Origin of the sequence: Promicromonospora alba (genome assembly GCF_042654905.1) — a bacterium.
Taxonomy (GTDB): domain Bacteria; phylum Actinomycetota; class Actinomycetes; order Actinomycetales; family Cellulomonadaceae; genus Promicromonospora; species Promicromonospora alba.
Map to the genome: position 1 here is coordinate 63,126 of NZ_JBHSFI010000012.1, position 19,401 is coordinate 82,526.

Genomic DNA, 19,401 nt, shown 5'->3' on the forward strand with positions numbered 1-19,401 from the left:
GGCAGCGCCCGACGGATGCTCAGCGCGCGCCGTCGGACCGGGACGCGGACGGCGCCGCGTAGCGGGCGGCCAGCGCGGCGGCGCGGTCCCGGAGGGCGGTGCGCAACGACGGCGGGGCCAGCGCCTCCGCGTCCGTGCCGAGCTGCCAGAGCGCCCACACGGCGTGCCGGAGGTCCTGAAAGGTCACCTCGAGCCGTAGCCGGCCGTCGTCGTCCGCCGCCTCCATGAGGACGGCGAGCGCCGTGCCCACGAGCTCCTCGCGCCGGGCCGGGTCCATCCGGAGGAGCACGGCGACCTGGTCCCCGCCCGTGCGGAACCGGGTGCTGCGTTCCTGCCAGATCCGGTCCAGGTCTACCTGGTCGGGGCGCTCGGCGGGTTCGGCGAGCTCCTCGGCGGCGATGATCCGCGACAGCCGGTAGGTGCGGTCCGCGCCGGACGTCGTGGCCAGCAGGTAGCCCTTGTCGCGCACCGTGACCAGGCCGATCGGGTCCACGGTGCGCCAGCTCGCCGGCCGGTCCACCGGTGCGTAGTGGATGCGCAGCTTGTGTCCGGCCAGCACCGCCCGCCGGACCTCGGCCATCGCGGTGCCGGGCACCTCGTCGGCGGGCGCCCTGCGGGAGAGCAGGTCCGTCTCCGGGTCGACGAGGAACCGCTGCGCCGCGTCGCTCGTGGTGGCCCGGTGGCCCTCCGGCAGCGCGTCGACGACCTTGCGCATGGCCGACGCGAGCGCCGAGCCGAGACCGAACACCTGCTCGCCCCTGCCCGAGCCGGCGGTCAGCAGGGCGAGGGCCTCCTCGTGGTTGAGCCCGGTGAGCTCGGTCCGGAACCCGGGCAGCAGGGCGAACCCGCCGTGGCGGCCGCGTTCGGCGTAGACCGGGACGCCTGCGGCCGAGAGCGCCTCGATGTCCCGCAGCACGGTGCGGGTCGAGACCTCGAGCTCCCGGGCCAGCGTCTCCGCGGACAGCCGGCCGCGCTGGCGCAGCAGCAGCACCAGGGAGACCAGGCGATCCGCTCGCATCCGAAGATCTTACGGAATACCTGACACAGGGTGTCGTGATTTGTGGAGAGGCTCGTGCTCCCAGGGATCTCCCCAGAAATCAAGATGGAGCTGATGTGGCGATGGAACGAACTGCGATCAACCCGGTGACGTGGTCGGTGGCGATGGGCTTCAACCAGGGCGAGCTGGTCGCCGGGCACACCCGGACCCTGTACTGCTCGGGGCAGACGGCGATGACCGCCGACGGCAAGCCTGAGCACGACGGGGACATGGCGGCGCAGCTGGCGCTGAGCCTCGCCAACCTGGAGGCGGTGCTCGGTGACGCCGAAATGTCCCTGGCGAACCTCGTCCGGCTCAACGTCTACACCACCGACGTCGACCTGCTCTTCCAGCACTACGGGGTGCTGGCGTCGCGCCTGGGCGCTGCCCAGGTGTCGCCGTCGACCACGATGCTCGGGGTGACCCGGCTGGCGATCCCCGGGCAGCTGGTCGAGCTGGAAGGGACCGCCGTGGGGTGATGCGGCCGCGCCGAGAGTGCGGCGCCGATGAATAAGTGACCGGTCGGTCGTCGGTAGGTACGGGGCGCCACGCGCGCCGCACCCGACACGTTGGAGGACACCGTGACCGAGATATCCACGACGACCGACCGGCCCGCTCGCCCGCCCGTCGTCGACTGGGAGAGCTGGCAGTCGGCGCGCGACGAGCTCCTGGCCAGGGAGAAGGAGCACACCCGCGCCGGTGACGCCCTCGCCGCTGCCCGGCGCCGGCTGCCGATGGTCGAGATCGACCCGGGCCTGCAGGTCACGGGGGCCGACGGTCCCGTGCCGCTGATAGACCTGTTCCAGGGCCGCGACGAGCTGGTCGTCTACCAGCACATGTGGCACGACGGCGAGCCGTTCGAGCGCCAGTGCCCCGGCTGCACCATCAACACGTGGCACATCCAGCAGTCCGCCCCGTATCTCGCGGCGCGCGGGGTCTCGTTCGCGATGCTCACCGAGGGTCCCTGGGACGAGGTCGCTCCCTACCTGGAGTTCATGGGCTACACCGAGCCCTGGTACTCGGTGCGTGGCCTCGACGCGCCGGTCGGCGTCGACATGGGCCACATCGTCTGCTTCCTGCGCGACGGCGACCGCGTGTTCCTCACCTACCGGACGACCGGCCGTGGCAACGAGCCGGCCTCCGGGATCTTCGGGCTGCTCGACATGACGCCCTACGGCCGCGGTGAGGCCTGGGAGGACATGCCGGAGGGCTGGCCCGCGGGCAAGGACTCCTGCTGGTACTGGGCTACGGACGCCGACGGCAACGCCACCTGGGGAAAGACGCGCCGGGCGGTGCCGCAGTGGACGCGGCCGGGGGCCACTCGGGTGGTCCCAGGCCGCGGCCACGAGCACGACCACTAGACAGGCGTCTCCTCCCACGCGGTTGCGGGCACCGAGTGAGAACTAGCTCGCGGCCCGCTCGGCCGGCTGCCTCCGACGCGGCGCCGGGTCAGCCAGCAGCGGGGCGTCGAAGGCCCCGTTCGGCTCGTAGACGTTGGTCCCGGGCGGGACGATCTCGTCGACGCGGTCCAGGACGGCGTCGTCGAGCCGCAGCCCGGCCCCGGCGACCGTCGCCTCGAGCTGCGGGAGCGTACGGGGCCCGATGATCACCGACGTCACCGCCGGATGGACCAGCGGGAAGGCGGTGGCCAGCTCCGGCAGCGAGCAGCCCGCCTCCTCGGCGATCCGCACGAGCTCCTCGACGACGTCGAGCTTGCGGGCGGTCACCGGGTCTGCCGGGTCGAACCAGGCGGGCCGGAGCACCGCCCGGCCCTCCGGGAGCGCCGTCCCGCTCTTGCGGTACCGCCCGGTCAGGAAGCCGAACGCGAGCGGGCTCCAGGTCAGCACCGCCGTCCCCCAGCGCTGGGCGACGGTCAGGACGTCCCGTTCGACGCCTCGGGCGAGGAGGTTGTACGGCGGCTGTTCGGTGCGAGGTCGCATCAGGCCGCGCGACTCGGCGACGCGGTGTGCGTCGACGAGCTCGTGTGCCGGAAAGGTCGACGTACCGAACGTCCGGATCTTTCCCTCGCGAACGAGGTCCGTGAGCACGCCGAGCGTCTCCTCCAGGTCGGTCTCGCGGTCGGGCCGGTGGACCTGGTAGAGGTCGATGTAGTCGGTGTCCAGGCGGCGAAGGCTGGCTTCCACCGCTCGGCTGAGATAGCGACGCGAGTTGCCGCTGCGGTTCGGCCCCTCCTCGAGCGCGAAATGCCCCTTGGTGGCCAGGATGACGTCGTCGCGCCTACCACGCAGCGCCTTGCCCACGATCTCCTCGGACTCGCCCCCGGAGTACATGTCCGCCGTGTCGATGAAGTTGATGCCGTGATCCAGGGCTGCGTGGACGATGCGCGCGCACTCGTCATGGTCCGGGTTGCCGGCCGCGCCGAACATCATCGTGCCGAGGGCATACGAGGACACGGTCATACCGGTCCGTCCGAGTGGTCTGAGCTGCATCGGGGTACCGTCGCCCGGGGACTCCCGGCCGGTCGAGAGTCGAAAGCCTGGCCTTATCGCCCGGGGAATCGTGGACTCGCCTGGACCGTTCCTGTTTCGGGCTTTCCCACCGAAGCGCGGACCCGAGGACACGTCGATCGATGATCAGCTTTCACCTGACCCCTGCCGACCTCACGAAGGTCAGGTTCGTCCCGACGATCGGGCCGCTGGCCGAGGCGTGGGAGAGCATCACGGTCCTGCGCGAACCACACCCCGGACGGCGCTGGCTGGCGTGGAGGGACCGGATGCGCCGGTCGCTCGCGGCGCCCGACGAGCTGGAGATCAACAGCTTCGCGTCACGTACCGGTTGCATGTTCGACCTCGTGGGCGTCACGGGCCCGACGCCGACGGCGGCCGGCACGGCCGCCGCGTTCCTCGATGCCCCCGCGGAGCGGCTGAGAGCCGAGGTGGACCACCTCAGCCGCTTCGGTGATCCGTCATTGACGCGGCTCGGGCACATGCTCACCAGCGACGCCGAACGCCGCGCCTTCCTCCGCGCGCTCCACCGTTATGCCCATGGTCTGATCGGCGACGAGTGGACGAGGATCGAGAACCACCTCTCCGCCGACCTGCGGTCTCGGACCGCCGAGCTGGCCACGGACGGGCTCGGCCAGGTCCTCCGGCGTCTTCACGGAACGGTGGGGTGGGACCAGGACACCTCGACGCTGACCGTTGACCAGCGCGCCAACTATGCAGTGGACCTGAGCGGCAGAGGTCTCGTCGTGGCCCCGAGCTACTTCGCCACTCGAGTCACCGTGCACATCCCGCTCGAGCCGGACGCGCCGTTGGTCCTGACTTACCCCCTGGCGCGCGACGTCGATGTCGCCGGGAACCCTCCATCGCCCCGGGTCGCCGACCTCGCGGGCGTGCTGGGCGGAACCAGAGCGACCATGCTCGCCGCGATGGCGCGGGGGCAGCGCACCCAGCGCGACCTCGCCTCCGCCGCGGGCACGACGACGGTAGCGATCAGTCAGCACGCCGCGAAGCTGCGCGCCGCGGGTCTGATCACCACCGTCCGGCGGGACGGTCGAGCGCACCACTTCCTGACCGACGTCGGAGAGGCCCTCATGGTCTCGGGAGGTGCAGGACACCCTGGGTGATGAAGCGGTGCCTCAGGAGGCCCCGGCGTCGGCGAGCAACGCGTCACGGTTGGTCCGGATGAAGGCCTTCAGCGCGGCGGGGACCAGGTCGATGCCGGCCAGCGCCGCGTTGTCGCGCAGGTCGACGTGCTCGACGTCGTAGGTGCCGCGCACCGGTTCCTGGAACTCGGGACCGGACCGCAGCGCCAGGTCCATCGAGACGACCCGCGCGAGGAAGTAGTGCTGCACGCTGATCCCGGTGTCCTTGGGCTGGGACGTCAGGAACACCTGCCGGACGATGCGCGCCGTCGCGCCGAGCTCCTCGTACAGCTCGCGGTGCAGCGCGTCCTCGACCGAGGCGTCCTCGGGCTCGACCCCGCCACCAGGGGTGACCCAGTACGGGGCGCGCCCCCGGACCGTCCGCTTGATCACGACGAGACGGCCCTCGTCGTCCAGCAGGATCGCGCGCGCCGCGCGGCGCACCACCTCCGACGGTGGGGTGGAGGTCGCGGAGAGCTCGTCGACGACGGGCGCCTGCCGCAGGTACCCCTCGAACAACGGCCCGCCCGCCGCGTCGAGCGTCGCCCGTGCCACGGCGACCATCGTCTGGTCGTCGTGCCGGGCGGCCACCCACCGGGCGGCGTACCCGAGATCCCAGGCACGCAGCTCGCGCAGCAGCCACTTGCCGCCGCCGTCCCACCTCCCGGCCGCCGCGAGCGCCAGGTGCCCGACCCGCTCCCACAGCACCGACCGCACCACGTCGGCCTCGCCGCCGTCGCGCGCGTACGCGAGGTCGTCCAACAGGTCGGTCACGCCGTACCTGGCGTCCTCCAGCGCGGTGTCCGACGCCGGTCCGGGGCCGGCCTCCAGCACCGCCTGGCACTCGGCCTTCAGCCCGAGGACGTGGGCCTCCCCCACGATCGGCACGCCCGTGGCGATCATCCGGGCCAGCGTCGGCTTCCGCCGCGCCGTCTCCTGCGCGACGAACCAGCGGTGCCCGGCCTCAGTGTTCACGAAAAGCTCGGCCGGCCAGCCTCGCCACCGCGTGGCGTCGCGGTGCCCGACGGCGTCGTCGGGCACGCACACCACGATGTCGAGGTCCGAACCCGCCGTCCGGGACCCCGGGTCGAGCACGCTGCCGGCCAGGAGCGCCCAGCGCGCGTCCGGGTAGCGGTCGGCGACCAGGGCGGCGGCGTCAGCTCGTGGGTCCACGTTCGTCATCCTTGCGCACGCCACCTGGTCGACCCACCCGTTTTCGTGAAGCGGGCCGACCCGTGGCTCGTCGTGGGTCAGCCGATCGTCGCGCCACCCGCCCTGGCCGCCGCGGCGATGGTCCTGCGGTGCCGCATCGGGACGAGGAACTGTGCGCTCTTGCCGCGCGGGCCGATCAGGAGCAGGTCCTCCCTGACCTCGCGCTGGTCCGAGCCGACGGTGGAGGTGACGGTCGTCTCGTGCAGGTCCACGTCCTGCCACGCGTACGGATCCAGGAACCCTTCGACGGCGAAGACGACGCCGTCCTTGAACACGAACAGCTGCGGAGCCGCCTGCCGCACCCGGCGCAGGGGCACGAGGCCCCAGAGGAGCGCCGCGACCGCCGCGACGAGCAGGGCTGTCCCGCCGACTATCGGGAGCGTCTCCCCGTCCGCCTGGGTCAAGAGCAGGTACGCGAAGACAGCAGGCACGAAGGCCAGGAGCAGGGTGAAACCGATCGTCCTCGACGAGGCGTCGAACGTGACCGTCTCCACGAGCTCGCCGTACCCGTACCGCGCGGCGACGGCGGACGCCTCAGCCGGACTGATCCCCGAAGAGCTCTCCGGCGCGCCGCTCCCTTCGGCAAGCCGCCGCTCCGCCTCGGCGTAGAGCTGCTCGACCAGCTGACGTTCGCCGTCGTCCCCGGTGCGCTCGGCATAGCCCGTCAGGAACGCGTCCACCATCTCCCGAGGCGGCAGCCCGACACCATCCCGTGGTTCCCAGAGCCGCATCGCGGCCACGTGGTCGACCTCCCACGCGCCTTCGGCCCTGTTCCAGCGCGTTCCGGGCGGGGGCTTCGTTCCCGAGGACCGGGCACCGTTGGGCAGGAGGCGTAGCGCGGCCTGGTAGGCCGCGATGCCGGGGATCCCGCCCTCGAGGAGGCTCAGACGGTCCATCAGGGCGGCGCGTGGCGAGTGCGCCCGCAGGGCGGCCAGGCGTTCCTCGTCGGACGGCGAGTGCGGGCTGTGGTCGGCGTTCGGGTCTCCGGTCATGGCGCTCTCCCCCGTTGGTCGAGAAGCAAACTCTACTGGCGGCTCTCGTCAGGGCCGTGTGGCGTGCTCTACCCGTCGGCGGATGCGCGTCACGATGCTCCGGGTCGCGAGCTTGTGGAAGCGCGAGTCGATCACCAGCAGCCGGTAGACGGCACCTAGGAAGCCCGGGAAGGTCGCGTCGGTGTGCGCTTCCAGACGCGTGCCCGCATCTGTCGCGACGGCGCGGAAGGTGAGCGTGTAGACCGAGAACCGGTGGACGCCGTCGAGCACGAGCTGGGTGGGCGGATCCGCCGTCGTCACCTTGAATCCCGGGACCACCGAACCTGCCGCGAGTGGTCGCGGGCCTGAGGCCTGCCTGTCGCGGCAGCCGATCATGCGCACGTACCAGGACGGTTGCCCGAGCACCTCGACCTGATCGAGGACGGCGCGCCACACGACCTCCGGCGAAGCTGCGAGCGTGGCTGCGCGGACGTCACGGTAGCGGCGGGGGCCGGTCATGCTGCGACTCTATCGGCGCCGCCGATGCCTGTGAAACAGCCAGAAAGGCCACCCGACCTGCCAGTACGTCGCACAAGTTTCAGATCAGGCACAACCATCCTGTCGGCCGGCGCGTCTTAGAAGTCATGCGAAACACACAGGCAAAGATAGGTTCGATGGTTCTGCTGGCCGGCCTCCTCGTGGGCCTGACGGCGGGCACGGCGACGACCGCCACTGCCGGCACGGCGTCGGTGTCCTGCTCGGTCGCCGCCGACTGCCCCAAGGTCGGGACCGAGGTCAAGCTCGGTGCCCCCACCCCGGGCGCGACCGACAAGTGGCAGAAGACCAAGACCAACGGCGTCCACTACAAGGTCCCGGCCAAGTGGACCGGCGAGAAGATCGTGGGCGACGGCGGCAAGGGCCACGAGTGGACCTCCCCCCAGGCCACCTCCGAGGGGTCCGACCAGCACTGGCGGATCCTCGTCCAGTCGCCCTTCGTGGACCAGACGATGCCGAAGCCGAAGGAGCTGAACAAGCTCGGCTACTACGCCTCGTACGTCAAGGTCGAGGGCGCAACGAAGGCTGTGCTCGTGGCCGCGCAGACCGACCACTGGGGCGACCCTTCGGTCAAGACGATCGACTTCCAGCTGTGGGTCAAGTCGGAGCGCACGGGCGTCGTCACTCGGTTCATGGGTGAGCTGCCGCCGGGGAAGAAGGGCAAGTTCCTGCTGAACAACTTCGTTCCTACGATCCAGCCCTGATCCTGGGGTAGGTCTGGTGGAGGCGGGTCCTGGCGTTGGTCAGGGCCCGCCTTCGTTCTTCGCGGTCCGAACGGTACTCAAGGACAGCCAGGTCATTCGTCATGCTGCCCGCTCGAACCAGTCGAGCGTGACGTCGGCGACGGCGGCCGGGGCGTCGTCGGTGATGAAGTGCGCTGCGTCGTCCACATAGGCGAGCTCGAAGCGATCGGCGTATCGCTCCGGATCCCGGCAGGCGCGCCCCATGTTCTCCTCGGTCCAGGGGCGGTCGCGGCGGCCGAACACGGCGAGGGTGGGCACGGTTAGCCGCCTACGGCGATAGATGCCGCGCATGATGCGCAGGGCTTCTGGCAGGATCATGCGGCGGCAGAGTGGCCGCACCGCGCTGTCGATCTCGGGCAGACGCATCGGGGCAAGGTGCGCGTCGACGGTTGCCTCCGACATCGGGCGGGCGGCGTACCGCTCAGAGAACGTTCCGCGCACCGAGGCACCCGGGCGGTGCCAGATGAACGCGGGCAGATGCTCGAAGCCGGGGAGGAGCTTCGGGCTGAAACTCATGAAGCCCGGCGGCACCGAGAGTTGCACCGCCGCGCGAACGCGCTCGGGGTGCTCGTAGGTCAGCTGCATCGCGGTGATCGTGCCCATGTCGTGGGAGACGACGTGGGCACGCTCGATGTCGAGGACGTCGAGGAGCGCGAGCAGGTCGCGGAGCCGGGTCTTACGTTCGATGTGCGGGTCGTCGGCCACGGTCCAGCCGGCCCCGCGCAGGTCAGGGCAGATGACGCGGTATCCAGCCGCAGTAATCACCGGAGCTATGGCGTGCCACTGCCACCAGTGCTCGGGAAATCCGTGCAGCAGGACGACCGGATCGCCCTTTCCGACGACGGCGACATGGGTGTGCAGGCCGGGCGTCTCGACGACGAGATGGTCGAAGCCGGGGGCCTCCGGCAGCGGCGGGGACCAGACCGCGGCATCGGCGCAACGTGTGCTGCGGGGCTCAGGCGCGGGCATGGCGACCCTCTTTGCTGGGGTGGAAATACTATGTTCATAGTAGATCTCTCGGAAAGGGGTGTCCATGCCTGCGGCTACCCGCGAACGCGGACTCGAGGCGGCCGTGGAGCTGCTCGGCGCGGAGGGCGTGCGCGCGTTGACCCATGCGCGGGTCGATGAACGGGCGGGCCTGCCGCCCGGGTCGACGTCGAACTGGTTCCGCACCCGGCGGGCGCTGCTCGGCGGCGTGGTCGACTGGATCGCCGAGCGCGAGCGCGCCGACTTCGACCCGGCCGCGATGCCGGTGATCACGGGGCTCGACGGGCTGATCGAGGGCCTGTGTGTCATGGCCGAGGTGCAGACCGGGCCGTTCGCCGCGCGTACCCGCGCGCGCTACGCCCTCTTCCTCGAGCTCGCGGGCGACACCGAGCTCGGCGAGCCACTGCGGCGACAGCGCCGCGAGTTCGAGCGGTGGACCGAGCGGATAGTGGCTGCCGTCGGCATCACCGACCCTGCGCCGGCGGCCCGGGCCATCATGGCGCTCTGCGACGGACTGCTCCTGCACCGGCTCACGGTCGACCCCGGTCTTGACCTGCGGCCGGCGATCGAGCGTGCGGTCCGCGCCCTCGCTGTGTCGTGATCTGGGCCTGGTACGCGAAGAGGCCGGCCGCGCCCAGGCGGCCGAGCGACCAACTAGAAAGCGTAGGGGCCGTGCGCCAGCGAGGGGCGCGTGCGCGCCGTGCGCGTTGGACCACTGCGGCGCACACTTCATCGAACGAGCCGGTCGCGAGTTCCGTGTCCCGCAGCCGCCTCGGCGGCTACTGGGACAAGCAGTCGATCAGTAGCAGGCCACAGACGTAGCCGCTACTGATCAGACGGCCGGGCGCACCAATTCCTGGCCGCTTCACATACAGCGGCCATCCCCGGGGGTGTGCCGTCCGACCGCCAAGCATGCGCCGCTTTGGGGGCGTGCCGCTCGACGCAATACCGCCGACGCGCGGCATCGACGGCCTGGATGGGCCTGCAGCAGACTCCGCTCCGAAATCAACGGTTGGCTCTTGCCCTCCACTGGAAGATAGCTTCCTCAGGATTAGAGAGTGCAGATCGGATGTTGTCCGCGATCTTATCGATCAGTTTTTGACCCCAGAACGGGTCGTTCTTGTCGTACAGGATCGTTCGAATATGCCGGAGGTCGAAGGGGACATCCTCTTCGTTGGAGGAAACAAGGATCACCGGCTTCTCCAATGCGTGCGCGAGCCCGAGTTCATAGAGAACGTTCGGATTTTTCGACGTCAGTTCGGCCACAAGGACTTTGGCATGCAAGATCCCACGCCAGACCTGATCCATTATGTTGCCCGTTGCGAAGATGTCATCGTCAGCCCGCACTGCGGTTAACTCGGCCTGCTCGATCGCAGGCTTGAATATGGCTTCGTAGTAGGTGCCAAGATGCCCGCCGAAGGGTTGCATCACGAAGCAGGTTGTTCCACTGGCCACGGAGACCTTCGGTGGAGCGGCTGCTACCGCACCTGGAACACGCTCGTCCCTTCCAACATCGATCAACCGTTGACGTTCACCGCTCGCATCGACTAACTGGGCTGATCTCATCGACTCGTCGAAGACGGCGAGAAATTCCTGAATCTTCTCCGCCGGAATCTTGAAATTATCCCGCAGCGCGTTCGTGAAAAACTCCCGGTCCGGGAGATTCTCGCCTCGATAGTGGGAGTACACTTCCGCAATGTTCGGGGCATCCAGAACAGCCTCGCGGAGTCCATTTATCCGATCGTTCTCAGATTGCGGATAGAGAATCCTGCGCGCTCGGTCCTGTGGCGTGAGGACACCATTGTCACTCTTGAGGAATCCGTATTTTTTTGCCGATGACACCTCGGTACGGAAGGCGCCATTCGCTGATCCGCCCGTCGCATACTTCGCCGCATCCGCGACCGACGTTGGCCTGCCTGCATTCTGATCGATAATTGCCTTCGGAATGCGTAAAGCCCGTTCGACGGCATGCCTCGGGAATATTGCCTGCTTCGCGGTAGCCGTCGATCTGCGTACGGCCGCCTTGCGCGCCGGTGCCTTTCGGCCGCGGCCCTTCGCGGGCTTACGGGCAGCTCTCCTGGCGGGCTTAGCAACTGGTGGTTCCGCTTCCGCGACATGATCCAAAGGTCCGGATTCGGAAGACTGATCCAGCGACATGCCGCCGTTGACCTCGTCCGCTGTGCCCAGAAGCGTCACGGGCTGCGCATCTCCATCGGTGCCCGATGTATCGGTCATGTACGGCTCCTTTCACCGGGCTTGAGGCTACGAAGCGCCTCGAGTACAGGCGAGCGCCAGGTGCAATTTGTGCTGCGGCGGCACAGTGTGGTGGGGACCGGACATCTTGGGCCTTTCATCGACGCAATGCGGGCTACACCAGGTGCTATGCCTGCTAGACATCGCCGCCGCGCAGGCTGACTGGGAGCGTCCGGGGAGTCCGGAACATCCGGGGCATCCGGGTCGGCAGGTCCTCCTCGAGCAATGATGGACGCAGATCCGGGCACAGGCCGTCCAAGCACACTCGTACGACGAGCGCGCGCGCCTGCCTTCCAGACCCGGCGGGAAGGCGCACGATGCGCAAGGACGCATACAGCCCAGGAGAATGTGGCAGCCACGAGGCGAAGCTCAAGGGGCTGCGTCTGCGAAGCGGGCTCCGCGACGATGGACATGTGTGCGCTCCCGACCAGAACGTACGCGCCGCACACCAGAAGGTGCAGCAGTCCCGGGTGATTCCCCGATCCCCGAACCCACCTGACGGCCACAACGAGTCCGCTCGTGCAAAGCTGTGCGCATGGACGCTCCTGGGCCCCGACGCGCCTGGTTGCTGATGACCACCGACGGCGGGTCGCGCTATGACGACCAGCTCGGCATCGAGTATCTGTACGACAGCAAGGTCCAGAACCACAAGCGTCTGCAGGTGGGCGACCCGATCGCCCTGTGGGACGGTGAAAGGCTCCTCGGGATCTCGGTGATCGAGCAGATCAAGGAAATTCCTGGCACCAAGACGATGCAGCGGTGTCCCAGGTGCGGGAAGACCCGCCCGAATCCGCCGTCGAAGGCTAAACCACGGTTCCGGTGCTCGAACACCGCATGCAGGTCGGAGTTCGACACGCCGCACCTTGAGAAGGTCGACGTGACGATGTACACGGCTCGCTACGACGCTGCTTGGACTGCGCTGGACGGGCTCCTCGACGAGGGCGAGATCCGGCCGTTCATCCTCAAGAGCGGCAGCTTCAACTCCATCCGGGAGATCGAGTGGCCCGCCTTTCAACAGGCTCTGGCGAACAAGAACGCCCACCGGGCACTCGACCGAGTGCTCGCGCGCGTGCCAGACCTGTCGTGGCCGACGACGACCGAACCGCACATCGAACTCGTCCACGGCTTCAAGCACTCGATCGTTCGTGTCCGCCGGGGACAACGGAAGTTCCGGGAACACATCCTCGCCAGCCAGGGGAGCAACTGCGCCTTTACCGGCTCCGCTCCCCCGCGCGTTCTTGAAGCGGGACACCTGTACAGCTACGCCCAGCTCGGGGAGCACTTCGAGCACGGTGGGTTGATGCTACGCAGGGACATCCATCGGCTCTTCGACGACGGCCTGCTCTCGGTAGACCCCACGAGGCTCCGGATCGACGTCGCCTCCGACCTGGCCGAGTACCCCCAGTACGCCGGACTTCACGACCAACCTCTCGCGACCCAGCTCCGAACCGAGCAGGTCGAGTGGCTCGACAACCACTGGCGCGAACACCGCGAGCTGTCCCCGCTCGATCGCTCCTGACCTCATCAGCGCCGGGGCGAGAGACCTTCGACCAGTGTCGACAACCCCGCCCTGGTGAGCGCGCCGGCGCCTGGGCCCGCGTCACTTTGTAGTTGTCGAGCGTCGGTGCCGCAGAACCGTTGGCGCTTGAGCGGCGCCCCTGACGGCGCATCACATCACACCGGGCCGGAGAATAGACACGGCGATACATTCCGGACATGTCGATTCTGATCAAATACGTCGAACGATGGCACGACGCATGGGAGGTTGTCGCTGCAGTCGCATCCATTGTCGGATCGGGAGCAACTGTCGGCGCTGTCGTGGTCGCGCTCATGTTGGGACGGCGGGAGGCACGAGATCGTGCTGAAGCGCAGCGCGCCGAACTCGAACGGCTTCGTCAAGAACGCGATGAGGCTCGGCAGGAGCGCGACAAGGCTGAACAGACAGCGATCACTAGGCAGCGCGAGGCGCAGGCGCGACGCATCGTACTCCAGGACGTCATGACCGTTGTGGAAGGCCGCTTCGGCACGAACGAGGTTGAGGTAACCGTCAGCAACTACTCCGACATGCCGGTGTTTGACCTGACCCTGTTCTGCCCGCACCGATCATCCCAACCGAACCGCGGACCGCAGGTCCACATCCTGAATCCCAACGAATCGGTGACTCACCTTTTTCGTCATGTCGGGTCGAGCAGCGTGTCACATGCAACGTTCCGCGACGCTCACGGATTCGGCTGGGAACGACGTGCGGATGGCAGTCTCCACGAATCGGGCGTAGCTCCGCGAGCACGCCAAATCGTCTGGCCGGAGGAACCAGGCCGATCGACCTGAACGTGGTCACGACACCTGATATGCGTAGAGGCCCGAACCCGCGGAATTCCGCGGATCCGGGCTGTCTCGCCCCGGGTTTAGTGGAGGCTCGGTTCTGACGCTCCGACGGTAGTCGGGGCGCTGTTGTTTCGGTAATAAGCCTCTTCGGACTCGGCCGGTGGGACCAGGCCGATCTCGCCGTGCAGGCGATGGTGGTTGAACCAGTCGATGTATTCGGCGGTTGCGAGCTCAAGGTCGTCGATGTTCTTCCACGGTCCCTTGTTGCGCACGAGCTCGGCCTTGAACAAAGAGTTGAACGCCTCGGCCAGGGCGTTGTCGTAGGAGTCGCCGGTCGAGCCGACCGAGGCGACCGCGCCGGCCTCGGCCAGCCACTGGGTATAGCGAACAGCGACGTATTGCACGCCCTTGTCGCTGTGGTGCGTCAGCCCGGTCACGTCCTGACCGGCCCGGGTGCGGTTCCACAGCCCCATCTCCAACGCGTCCAACGCGAGGTCGGTGCGCAGCGACCTCGAGACCTGCCAGCCGACCACCCGGCGGGAGAACACGTCGATCACGAACGAGGCATACGCCCAGCCGGAGAACGTCCGGCAGTAGGTGATGTCCGCGACCCACAACCGGTTCGGGCCAGTGGCGGTGAAGTCACGCTCGACCAGATCCGGGCGTGTCTCCGGGCCTGTGCCGGCCACCGTGGTGCGAGGCCCTTTGGCCCGGGTGATGCCCCGCAACCCCGCGGATCGCATCAGCCGTTCGACGGTGCAGCGCGCGATCTGGTGGCCTTGCCGGCGCAGTTCGGCGTGCACCTTGCGGGCGCCGTAAACACCGTAGTTGGCGCCGTGGATCTGCTCGATCACCGCGGTCCTGGCCGCGTCGGTGACCGATCGGGCCGAGGGCGGGCGGGAGATGGCCGCGTAGTACGTCGACGGGGCGACCTGCAACACCGCGCAGATCGGCTCGACCCCGAACTCCTGCCGGTGGGCCCGGATGTAGTCGACGATCATCTTTGTGGGCGGTCGAGCTCCGCCGCGAAGAAAGCCGACGCGCTACGCAGGATCGCGTTCGCCCGCCGCAGCTCGCGCACCTCGCGTTCCAGCTCCGCCAGGCGCTGAGCATCGTCGCTGCTCGTGCCCGGCCGGTCACCAGCATCGATCTCGGCCTGGTTGACCCAGTTCCGCAGCGTCTCCGGGTGGATCCCGAGCTGCTCACCCACCCGACGTAGCGCACCAGGCTTCGTGGCCGGGTCCTTCCGCAGATCCACCGCCATCCGGATCGCTCGCTCCCGAAGCTCCTCGGGGTACTTCCTCGGTGCAGCCATAGCTCTCATCCTTCCCTGGAATGAGGGCCTCCATCAGACCCGGGGCGAGACACCCGAACGGCGAGACATCGTCGTGCTCATCAGACTGGCCGGCGTACCCCGTTCGTTCCTTCTGTTCTTCATCGCACTCTGGGCGATCGGGATAGTGCTGTCGATCGGCTGGCGGAACGACCCCGTGGGAAGGTCTTTCTCCTTCACGCTTGTGTTGGCATCGACGGCGGTACTGCTCTGGGCCACCTTGCTTGCCCCCATCTTTGTCCCGCGGCTGATCTGGCGCGCTAACAGCGCAGCCCGGCGTCCCACGAGCGTCCGGATCGCCGTCGACGGCATCACGGTCGAACAGGCTGTCGCATCGTCCATGTTCACGTGGGCTTCGGTGGTCCTAGCGATCGAGGGCAAGCGCGCTTTCGTGTTTCACGTATCGCCCGCTGTCCTGTCGACACCGATCCTGGTGCCCAAACGCGCTCTGCAACCCGAGGACATCGGTCCAGCAGGCGACCTCATCCGGGCGCACGCACCGCAGTACAGCAAGCGCTGAGATGTGGTTCCTTCGCATGAGCTGATAGCGATTGCCTCACCTCTCGCCGTATTTCCCGTCGTGTGGGGTCCTGTCGAGCCGGCACGACATGCGGATCGCCCACCATCAGGGACGAGCTCACTGCGCCCACTGGAGAGCGCCCGTCTCGATCCACGAGGCCAGATCCGGCGCACCGTCGAACGTATACAGGGAGTACTCGGGGCAACCCGGCAACACTGTGACACCTGACGCCGCGTGGTCCGGCGCGAACCAGACGACCTGCCCTGTACGCCGGTGCGTGAGGGTGAGGTTGCCGTTTGCCTCTCGGGCGACCGGCACATAGTCCGCGGCCGCTATCGGCATGCGGAGCCCTTCGTCGGTCCATATCCACTCGTAGGCGCCGAGCATCTGTTCCACCGGCCATCCTGCCGCCTCGCGAGTCAGGACGTCGGTGCAGTTGAGCCACCACCAGGAGTCGGAGACACCCCCGAAGTGCTCGACGATCCCGCCAGTGGCGGCCAAGACGGTCCGCAGCACCTTCGGAATCGCTCCGTCGTCGTCACGAGGCTCCGGAAGGCGGCACAACCATCCGCGGCGGTCCGTGGCCTGTCCCCACGCGAGCAGCTCATGATCGACGCCGTTGATCCGGACCGGCGTGACGGTCGCTGAGGTAAGTAGCCGTGACATGACAGGCATACCCGTGAGTTCAACAAGTTGATGGGGCTCGGGTGAGCCCGCATAGACACTGTCTTGTGCGAGCCAACGACGCTGCGCCAGCAGCAGGTCGACGTCGCTCACTGCCGGTCGCTCGCGGAACGTCCGTCACTGGTCGAGTACCGACGGTGAACCAGGGGTGCTTGGCTTCCCTCAGGCCGACGGTCGACGGCGACCCAAGTCCCGTCGCCGAGCGCGACCGGCCCCTGCCTCTGCGCCGGCCCAGGGGCCGCCACAGCCCCCGCTGTACTGGACGCCAGGTCGATCACCACCGGCACCGCCCATTCGACAAAGTTCTCCTCCGACTCGACCTCGCCCTTGACCGTCACGAGTACCCGACCATCGTCGAGGAACCCGGCTCCGTACTCCAGGACTGGCATCTCACCGTCGAGCGACTCGGGCACCAGATCTTCGGCCGTGAACGTCGCCAGGACCGCACCGTCCGGCCAGGAGTGCACCGCGACGTCGTCAGGCCCGTCGTAGTCGCACGTCAGCAGACGCGTGCCGTCGGGTGAGAACGCGCACGGCACCCGGTCACCGTCCAGCGCGCCGTCCAGCTCCTGCACCGTGAGTTCGCCGTCGTCGAAGCCCGCGAGGTAGAGGATCCCGCCGTCCTGCCCCTGTGCGACGCCGACGAGCAGGCTCCCGTCGGCGTGCGCCAGCAGCTCGGCGCCGTGCCCCACCGAGTCCAGAGCCGCTGAGGCGAGCAGTTCCCCCGTGCCCGCGTCCAGGACGAGCAGGCGATCGTCGTCGCCGCGGTCGGCCATGGCGTCGGCCGCGTACACCCACACGATGGCGTCATCGCGGCTGACGACAATGCCCGAGTGGGACAGTCCGCGCTGGGGTCCACTGGGCCCGAGATCATGGGACCACGCCACCGCACCTCCGGCGCCCATACGGACTACCACATCCTGCGCCGTGAACACTGGGTCACCGTCACCAATGGTCACGAGCTCATCCACCAGCGACGCCCCACGATGCTCTGCCGGCAGCGGGATGGTCACGTGCCCGACGAGCGGGCTCCCATCGGCTGGGCTCCGGGCAAGATCTGCGATGAAGATCTGCTGGTCATCGCTCCACGAGTACCAAGACACCAGCGCACGGTAGCGGACCTCCCGCTGCGCTATCCGTGGTCAGCGCTCAACGACAGAGCTCATCGACCCAGACACGCAGGTCGGGCACGTCAACCGCTGCCTCGGCGACGATCTGCTCCATGGGCCGACGGCGTCCCGGTGCGAGCCGGACTGCGGACGAAGTGAGCTCGGCGTGCGGCTGCACGACCCGATCCGGTTCAGGTGTGAAGCAACGCTCCCCCGGCTCGAGCTCAGTCGGAACATCGTGCGGCCCGAACCCGTGGGCGAAGAACCACAGCGCGTCCCAGGCGTCAGCAGCCAGGACCGCCACGTCGCCGTCCGATCCGAGATACACCACGGGCTGATCCACCAGGCCCGCATCCTCGCGAATCATCCACGAGCACACATACCCGCCCCCGCCGTCAGTCCCGAACGGACGGAACTCCTCCCCGGTCATGTGCGGATTCCCCGTCCAGTGCCGTAACCACCAGCCGGTCTCAGGGACCGGTTCTAGCTCCTGATAGGGCTCGAAGGCGACGCCTCTGCCGTCGTGGTAGTCATACCGGGCGTCCATGATCGCCCGCAGGTGCGGCGGCACGACGTCGGGAAGGGGCGGGCCTGCAGTCTCCTGCACCCAGGCCTTGACCACGGCGAGGTCGTCCTCGGTCAGGCCGGATGTCGGGCTCACCCTGTGCAGAAGCGCCGGACCTGGGTGCGCCACTTCGACCCACTGCCGGTCGAGGTCGCGGATCTCGTCGTCGAGCCAGACAAAGGGGCGGCCTGCCGCGTATCGGACCAGCGATGCTGTCTTCCAGTGGAGCCCGCCCGGAACCGCGAGCCCGTCGTCCGCGTCGAAGTCGACGACCGGCAGGCGCCCCAGCGCCAGGATCGGCGCGACGACGTCGTTCGCGTCCTGCCCCCATGCCGTGGCCCACACCAATTCGGCCCCGAGCCGGAGCAACCCAATGCTGGGCGCCCTGTGCAGCTTGCCCAGCAATGGGTTGGACTGTGCCCGCCACGCGCGAGGGTCGTCGACAGCGTGCGACCGGTCACCAGGGCCGAGGGGCAGGAGTGTCCCGTCGATGTCCAGAAACACCATCGGTCGCTGCGTCACGGAGCGTGACCCTACCGGTCGGTGCCCATGTTCCTGCAGTCGCCGTAGTGCCGGAAGTGCTGAGCAGCATCGCTGTCAGCTGGCGTTCTGCGGGGCTGCACCCGCCACAGGCGAGGACGGCTGCGCCTGTGCCTACAGGCCGAGCCTTGGCCCAGCGTCTCGCACAGGATCACGCCCGCGCATCCCAGATTTGCGAGAGCGCGCCCGACTCGCTGAGCTCGTCCGCGAGCCGTTGCGCCCCGGCCCTGACCGTGCTGTTCGGGTTGTAGGCATACCAGACCAGCACGTCGAAGACTCGCAGAGGGGTGACGAGCGGGGCGAGTCCGGTATCGACCGCCATCGTGCCGAGTCGTTGGTGGAGAGGCACTCCGTCGACGCTGGTCAGCATCAGCTGGCGCATCGTCTCCCAGTGGCCCTCAGCGCTCGTCAGGCCCAGGGCCGATCCGATGACGCGGTCGTAGACCGGGATCAGGTCGGCTCGCTTGCGGGCCATGAGCTTGCTCGCTGTCACCCTGCCGATGCCATCCCGTCCCCCGCGCAGCAACCACCAGAGCTCGGCAGCGGCAGAATCCCCGCCGATCTCTGAGTCGGAGGCCTCCCAGAGGGGAACGCCGAGCCGAGGCATCGCGGCAAGCCGCTCACCCATGGGGCCGGTCTGTGTCTCCAGGATCCGAATGGCAGCGGCGCCAGGCAGATCGATCGACAGGCATGACACTGCCAGGAGGTCCCCCGCAGTGAACCGGCCCGCGTTCGCCGGGTCGTTCCACGGCCCGCCCAAGGACTCGAACCGTGCCCCGGTGAACAAGGGCTGGCCGTTGCTCTTGGTACCGGTGTAGTAGTCGCGCAGCAGTTCGGCGGCCAGCGGCGCGAACTCGGGCTCGAGGATCGCCGGCATCGTACGCCCGGCGGAATCTGCCGTCATCAGCACACGGTAGAGCGGACGGCGACCAGTTCACAGGCTGAAAAGCCACACCAAGAG

20 protein-coding genes and 1 other annotated feature are annotated in these 19,401 nt (G+C 68.4%); of the genes, 8 read left to right on the plus strand and 12 right to left on the minus strand.

The genetic code is table 11. The features are described 5' to 3' along the window. Positions 1-19: 19 nt before the first annotated feature. On the minus strand, positions 20-1,018 hold the full coding sequence (locus ACFO6V_RS28145) for a helix-turn-helix transcriptional regulator (protein WP_377142494.1): 999 nt from the start codon (positions 1,016-1,018) through the stop codon (positions 20-22). Between the two features lie 101 nt (positions 1,019-1,119). On the opposite strand from ACFO6V_RS28145, the gene ACFO6V_RS28150 reads away from it, so the two are divergent. Further along, on the plus strand, positions 1,120-1,515 hold the full coding sequence (locus ACFO6V_RS28150) for a RidA family protein (RefSeq protein ID WP_377142496.1): 396 nt from the start codon (positions 1,120-1,122) through the stop codon (positions 1,513-1,515). A gap of 102 nt (positions 1,516-1,617) precedes the next feature. Further along, a complete protein-coding gene (locus ACFO6V_RS28155; protein ID WP_377142498.1) occupies positions 1,618-2,397 on the plus strand; it encodes a DUF899 family protein in 780 nt (259 codons plus the stop codon). Between the two features lie 42 nt (positions 2,398-2,439). Here the strand turns inward: ACFO6V_RS28155 and ACFO6V_RS28160 are convergent, their stop codons facing one another. Further along, a complete protein-coding gene (locus ACFO6V_RS28160; protein WP_377142500.1) occupies positions 2,440-3,486 on the minus strand; it encodes an aldo/keto reductase in 1,047 nt (348 codons plus the stop codon). A 140-nt stretch (positions 3,487-3,626) separates the two neighbouring features. On the opposite strand from ACFO6V_RS28160, the gene ACFO6V_RS28165 reads away from it, so the two are divergent. Continuing rightward, positions 3,627-4,625 carry an ArsR/SmtB family transcription factor gene (locus ACFO6V_RS28165; RefSeq protein WP_377142502.1) on the plus strand — a complete coding sequence of 333 codons (999 nt, stop codon included), beginning with the start codon at positions 3,627-3,629 and terminating at the stop codon, positions 4,623-4,625. Between the two features lie 12 nt (positions 4,626-4,637). Here the strand turns inward: ACFO6V_RS28165 and ACFO6V_RS28170 are convergent, their stop codons facing one another. From ACFO6V_RS28170 to ACFO6V_RS28180, 3 genes are all read right to left on the minus strand, one after another. After that, complete coding sequence (locus ACFO6V_RS28170) at positions 4,638-5,816, minus strand: NUDIX hydrolase (protein ID WP_377142504.1); 1,179 nt, start codon at positions 5,814-5,816, stop codon at positions 4,638-4,640. Positions 5,817-5,893: 77 nt separating this feature from the next. Next, positions 5,894-6,847: a hypothetical protein gene (locus tag ACFO6V_RS28175; RefSeq protein WP_377142506.1), complete on the minus strand. Its 954-nt coding sequence runs from the start codon at positions 6,845-6,847 to the stop codon at positions 5,894-5,896. 48 nt (positions 6,848-6,895) lie between these two features. Further along, positions 6,896-7,345 (minus strand): SRPBCC family protein, encoded by a 450-nt coding sequence (locus ACFO6V_RS28180; RefSeq protein WP_377142508.1) that lies wholly within the window; start codon positions 7,343-7,345, stop codon positions 6,896-6,898. 155 nt (positions 7,346-7,500) lie between these two features. Between ACFO6V_RS28180 and ACFO6V_RS28185 the strand changes: the two genes are divergently transcribed. Beyond that, entirely contained in the window at positions 7,501-8,085 is a 585-nt protein-coding gene (locus tag ACFO6V_RS28185; protein WP_377142510.1) for a hypothetical protein, read from the plus strand. A 99-nt stretch (positions 8,086-8,184) separates the two neighbouring features. On the opposite strand, the gene ACFO6V_RS28190 is transcribed toward ACFO6V_RS28185, so the two are convergent. Further along, positions 8,185-9,159 (minus strand): alpha/beta fold hydrolase, encoded by a 975-nt coding sequence (locus tag ACFO6V_RS28190; protein WP_377142512.1) that lies wholly within the window; start codon positions 9,157-9,159, stop codon positions 8,185-8,187. Here ACFO6V_RS28190 and ACFO6V_RS28195 point away from each other — a divergent pair. Further along, positions 9,158-9,712, plus strand: coding sequence for a TetR/AcrR family transcriptional regulator (locus tag ACFO6V_RS28195; protein WP_377142514.1), 555 nt, complete (start codon positions 9,158-9,160; stop codon positions 9,710-9,712). The genes ACFO6V_RS28190 and ACFO6V_RS28195 overlap by 2 nt on opposite strands. Positions 9,713-10,116: 404 nt before the next feature. Here the strand turns inward: ACFO6V_RS28195 and ACFO6V_RS28200 are convergent, their stop codons facing one another. Further along, the gene (locus ACFO6V_RS28200) at positions 10,117-11,346 is read right to left on the minus strand and encodes a hypothetical protein (protein ID WP_377142516.1); all 1,230 of its coding nucleotides are present in this window, start codon (positions 11,344-11,346) and stop codon (positions 10,117-10,119) included. A 589-nt stretch (positions 11,347-11,935) separates the two neighbouring features. On the opposite strand from ACFO6V_RS28200, the gene ACFO6V_RS28205 reads away from it, so the two are divergent. Continuing rightward, the gene (locus ACFO6V_RS28205; protein WP_377142518.1) at positions 11,936-12,883 is read left to right on the plus strand and encodes an HNH endonuclease; all 948 of its coding nucleotides are present in this window, start codon (positions 11,936-11,938) and stop codon (positions 12,881-12,883) included. Between the two features lie 197 nt (positions 12,884-13,080). After that, positions 13,081-13,692 carry a hypothetical protein gene (locus tag ACFO6V_RS28210; protein WP_377142520.1) on the plus strand — a complete coding sequence of 204 codons (612 nt, stop codon included), beginning with the start codon at positions 13,081-13,083 and terminating at the stop codon, positions 13,690-13,692. A 77-nt stretch (positions 13,693-13,769) separates the two neighbouring features. Here the strand turns inward: ACFO6V_RS28210 and ACFO6V_RS28215 are convergent. Continuing rightward, positions 13,770-15,004, minus strand: a protein-coding gene (locus ACFO6V_RS28215) for an IS3 family transposase (protein WP_377142522.1) whose coding sequence is annotated in 2 segments (ribosomal slippage) — positions 13,770-14,725 and positions 14,725-15,004 — 1,236 coding nt in all. Because the reading frame shifts where the segments join, the coding sequence is not laid out codon by codon here. Beyond that, positions 14,613-14,726: a sequence feature (AL1L pseudoknot), on the minus strand. Its footprint overlaps the gene before it by 114 nt. A gap of 73 nt (positions 15,005-15,077) precedes the next feature. On the opposite strand from ACFO6V_RS28215, the gene ACFO6V_RS28220 reads away from it, so the two are divergent. Beyond that, the gene (locus ACFO6V_RS28220) at positions 15,078-15,542 is read left to right on the plus strand and encodes a YcxB family protein (RefSeq protein ID WP_377142524.1); all 465 of its coding nucleotides are present in this window, start codon (positions 15,078-15,080) and stop codon (positions 15,540-15,542) included. A gap of 117 nt (positions 15,543-15,659) precedes the next feature. Here the strand turns inward: ACFO6V_RS28220 and ACFO6V_RS28225 are convergent, their stop codons facing one another. From ACFO6V_RS28225 to ACFO6V_RS28240, 4 genes are all read right to left on the minus strand, one after another. Beyond that, complete coding sequence (locus ACFO6V_RS28225) at positions 15,660-16,319, minus strand: hypothetical protein (RefSeq protein WP_377142526.1); 660 nt, start codon at positions 16,317-16,319, stop codon at positions 15,660-15,662. Next, positions 16,316-17,026, minus strand: coding sequence for a WD40 repeat domain-containing protein (locus ACFO6V_RS28230; protein ID WP_377142528.1), 711 nt, complete (start codon positions 17,024-17,026; stop codon positions 16,316-16,318). Before ACFO6V_RS28230 ends, ACFO6V_RS28225 begins: the two co-directional genes overlap by 4 nt. A 349-nt stretch (positions 17,027-17,375) precedes the next feature. Then, a complete protein-coding gene (locus ACFO6V_RS28235) occupies positions 17,376-18,422 on the minus strand; it encodes an HAD domain-containing protein (protein WP_377142530.1) in 1,047 nt (348 codons plus the stop codon). 169 nt (positions 18,423-18,591) lie between these two features. Continuing rightward, on the minus strand, positions 18,592-19,344 hold the full coding sequence (locus ACFO6V_RS28240; protein WP_377142532.1) for a DUF6308 family protein: 753 nt from the start codon (positions 19,342-19,344) through the stop codon (positions 18,592-18,594). Between the last annotated feature and the right edge of the window lie 57 nt (positions 19,345-19,401).

Bases quoted from the DNA above. Each gene is read 5' to 3' on its own strand.
- ACFO6V_RS28145 (WP_377142494.1), bottom strand. From the start codon at position 1,018: ATGCGAGCGGATCGCCTGGTCTCCCTGGTGCTGCTGCTGCGCCAGCGC.
- ACFO6V_RS28150 (WP_377142496.1), top strand. From the start codon at position 1,120: ATGGAACGAACTGCGATCAACCCGGTGACGTGGTCGGTGGCGATGGGC.
- ACFO6V_RS28160 (WP_377142500.1), bottom strand. From the start codon at position 3,486: ATGCAGCTCAGACCACTCGGACGGACCGGTATGACCGTGTCCTCGTAT.
- ACFO6V_RS28165 (WP_377142502.1), top strand. From the start codon at position 3,627: ATGATCAGCTTTCACCTGACCCCTGCCGACCTCACGAAGGTCAGGTTC.
- ACFO6V_RS28175 (WP_377142506.1), bottom strand. From the start codon at position 6,847: ATGACCGGAGACCCGAACGCCGACCACAGCCCGCACTCGCCGTCCGAC.
- ACFO6V_RS28180 (WP_377142508.1), bottom strand. From the start codon at position 7,345: ATGACCGGCCCCCGCCGCTACCGTGACGTCCGCGCAGCCACGCTCGCA.
- ACFO6V_RS28185 (WP_377142510.1), top strand. From the start codon at position 7,501: ATGGTTCTGCTGGCCGGCCTCCTCGTGGGCCTGACGGCGGGCACGGCG.
- ACFO6V_RS28195 (WP_377142514.1), top strand. From the start codon at position 9,158: ATGCCTGCGGCTACCCGCGAACGCGGACTCGAGGCGGCCGTGGAGCTG.
- ACFO6V_RS28190 (WP_377142512.1), bottom strand. From the start codon at position 9,159: ATGGACACCCCTTTCCGAGAGATCTACTATGAACATAGTATTTCCACC.
- ACFO6V_RS28200 (WP_377142516.1), bottom strand. From the start codon at position 11,346: ATGACCGATACATCGGGCACCGATGGAGATGCGCAGCCCGTGACGCTT.
- ACFO6V_RS28205 (WP_377142518.1), top strand. From the start codon at position 11,936: ATGACCACCGACGGCGGGTCGCGCTATGACGACCAGCTCGGCATCGAG.
- ACFO6V_RS28210 (WP_377142520.1), top strand. From the start codon at position 13,081: ATGTCGATTCTGATCAAATACGTCGAACGATGGCACGACGCATGGGAG.
- ACFO6V_RS28240 (WP_377142532.1), bottom strand. From the start codon at position 19,344: ATGACGGCAGATTCCGCCGGGCGTACGATGCCGGCGATCCTCGAGCCC.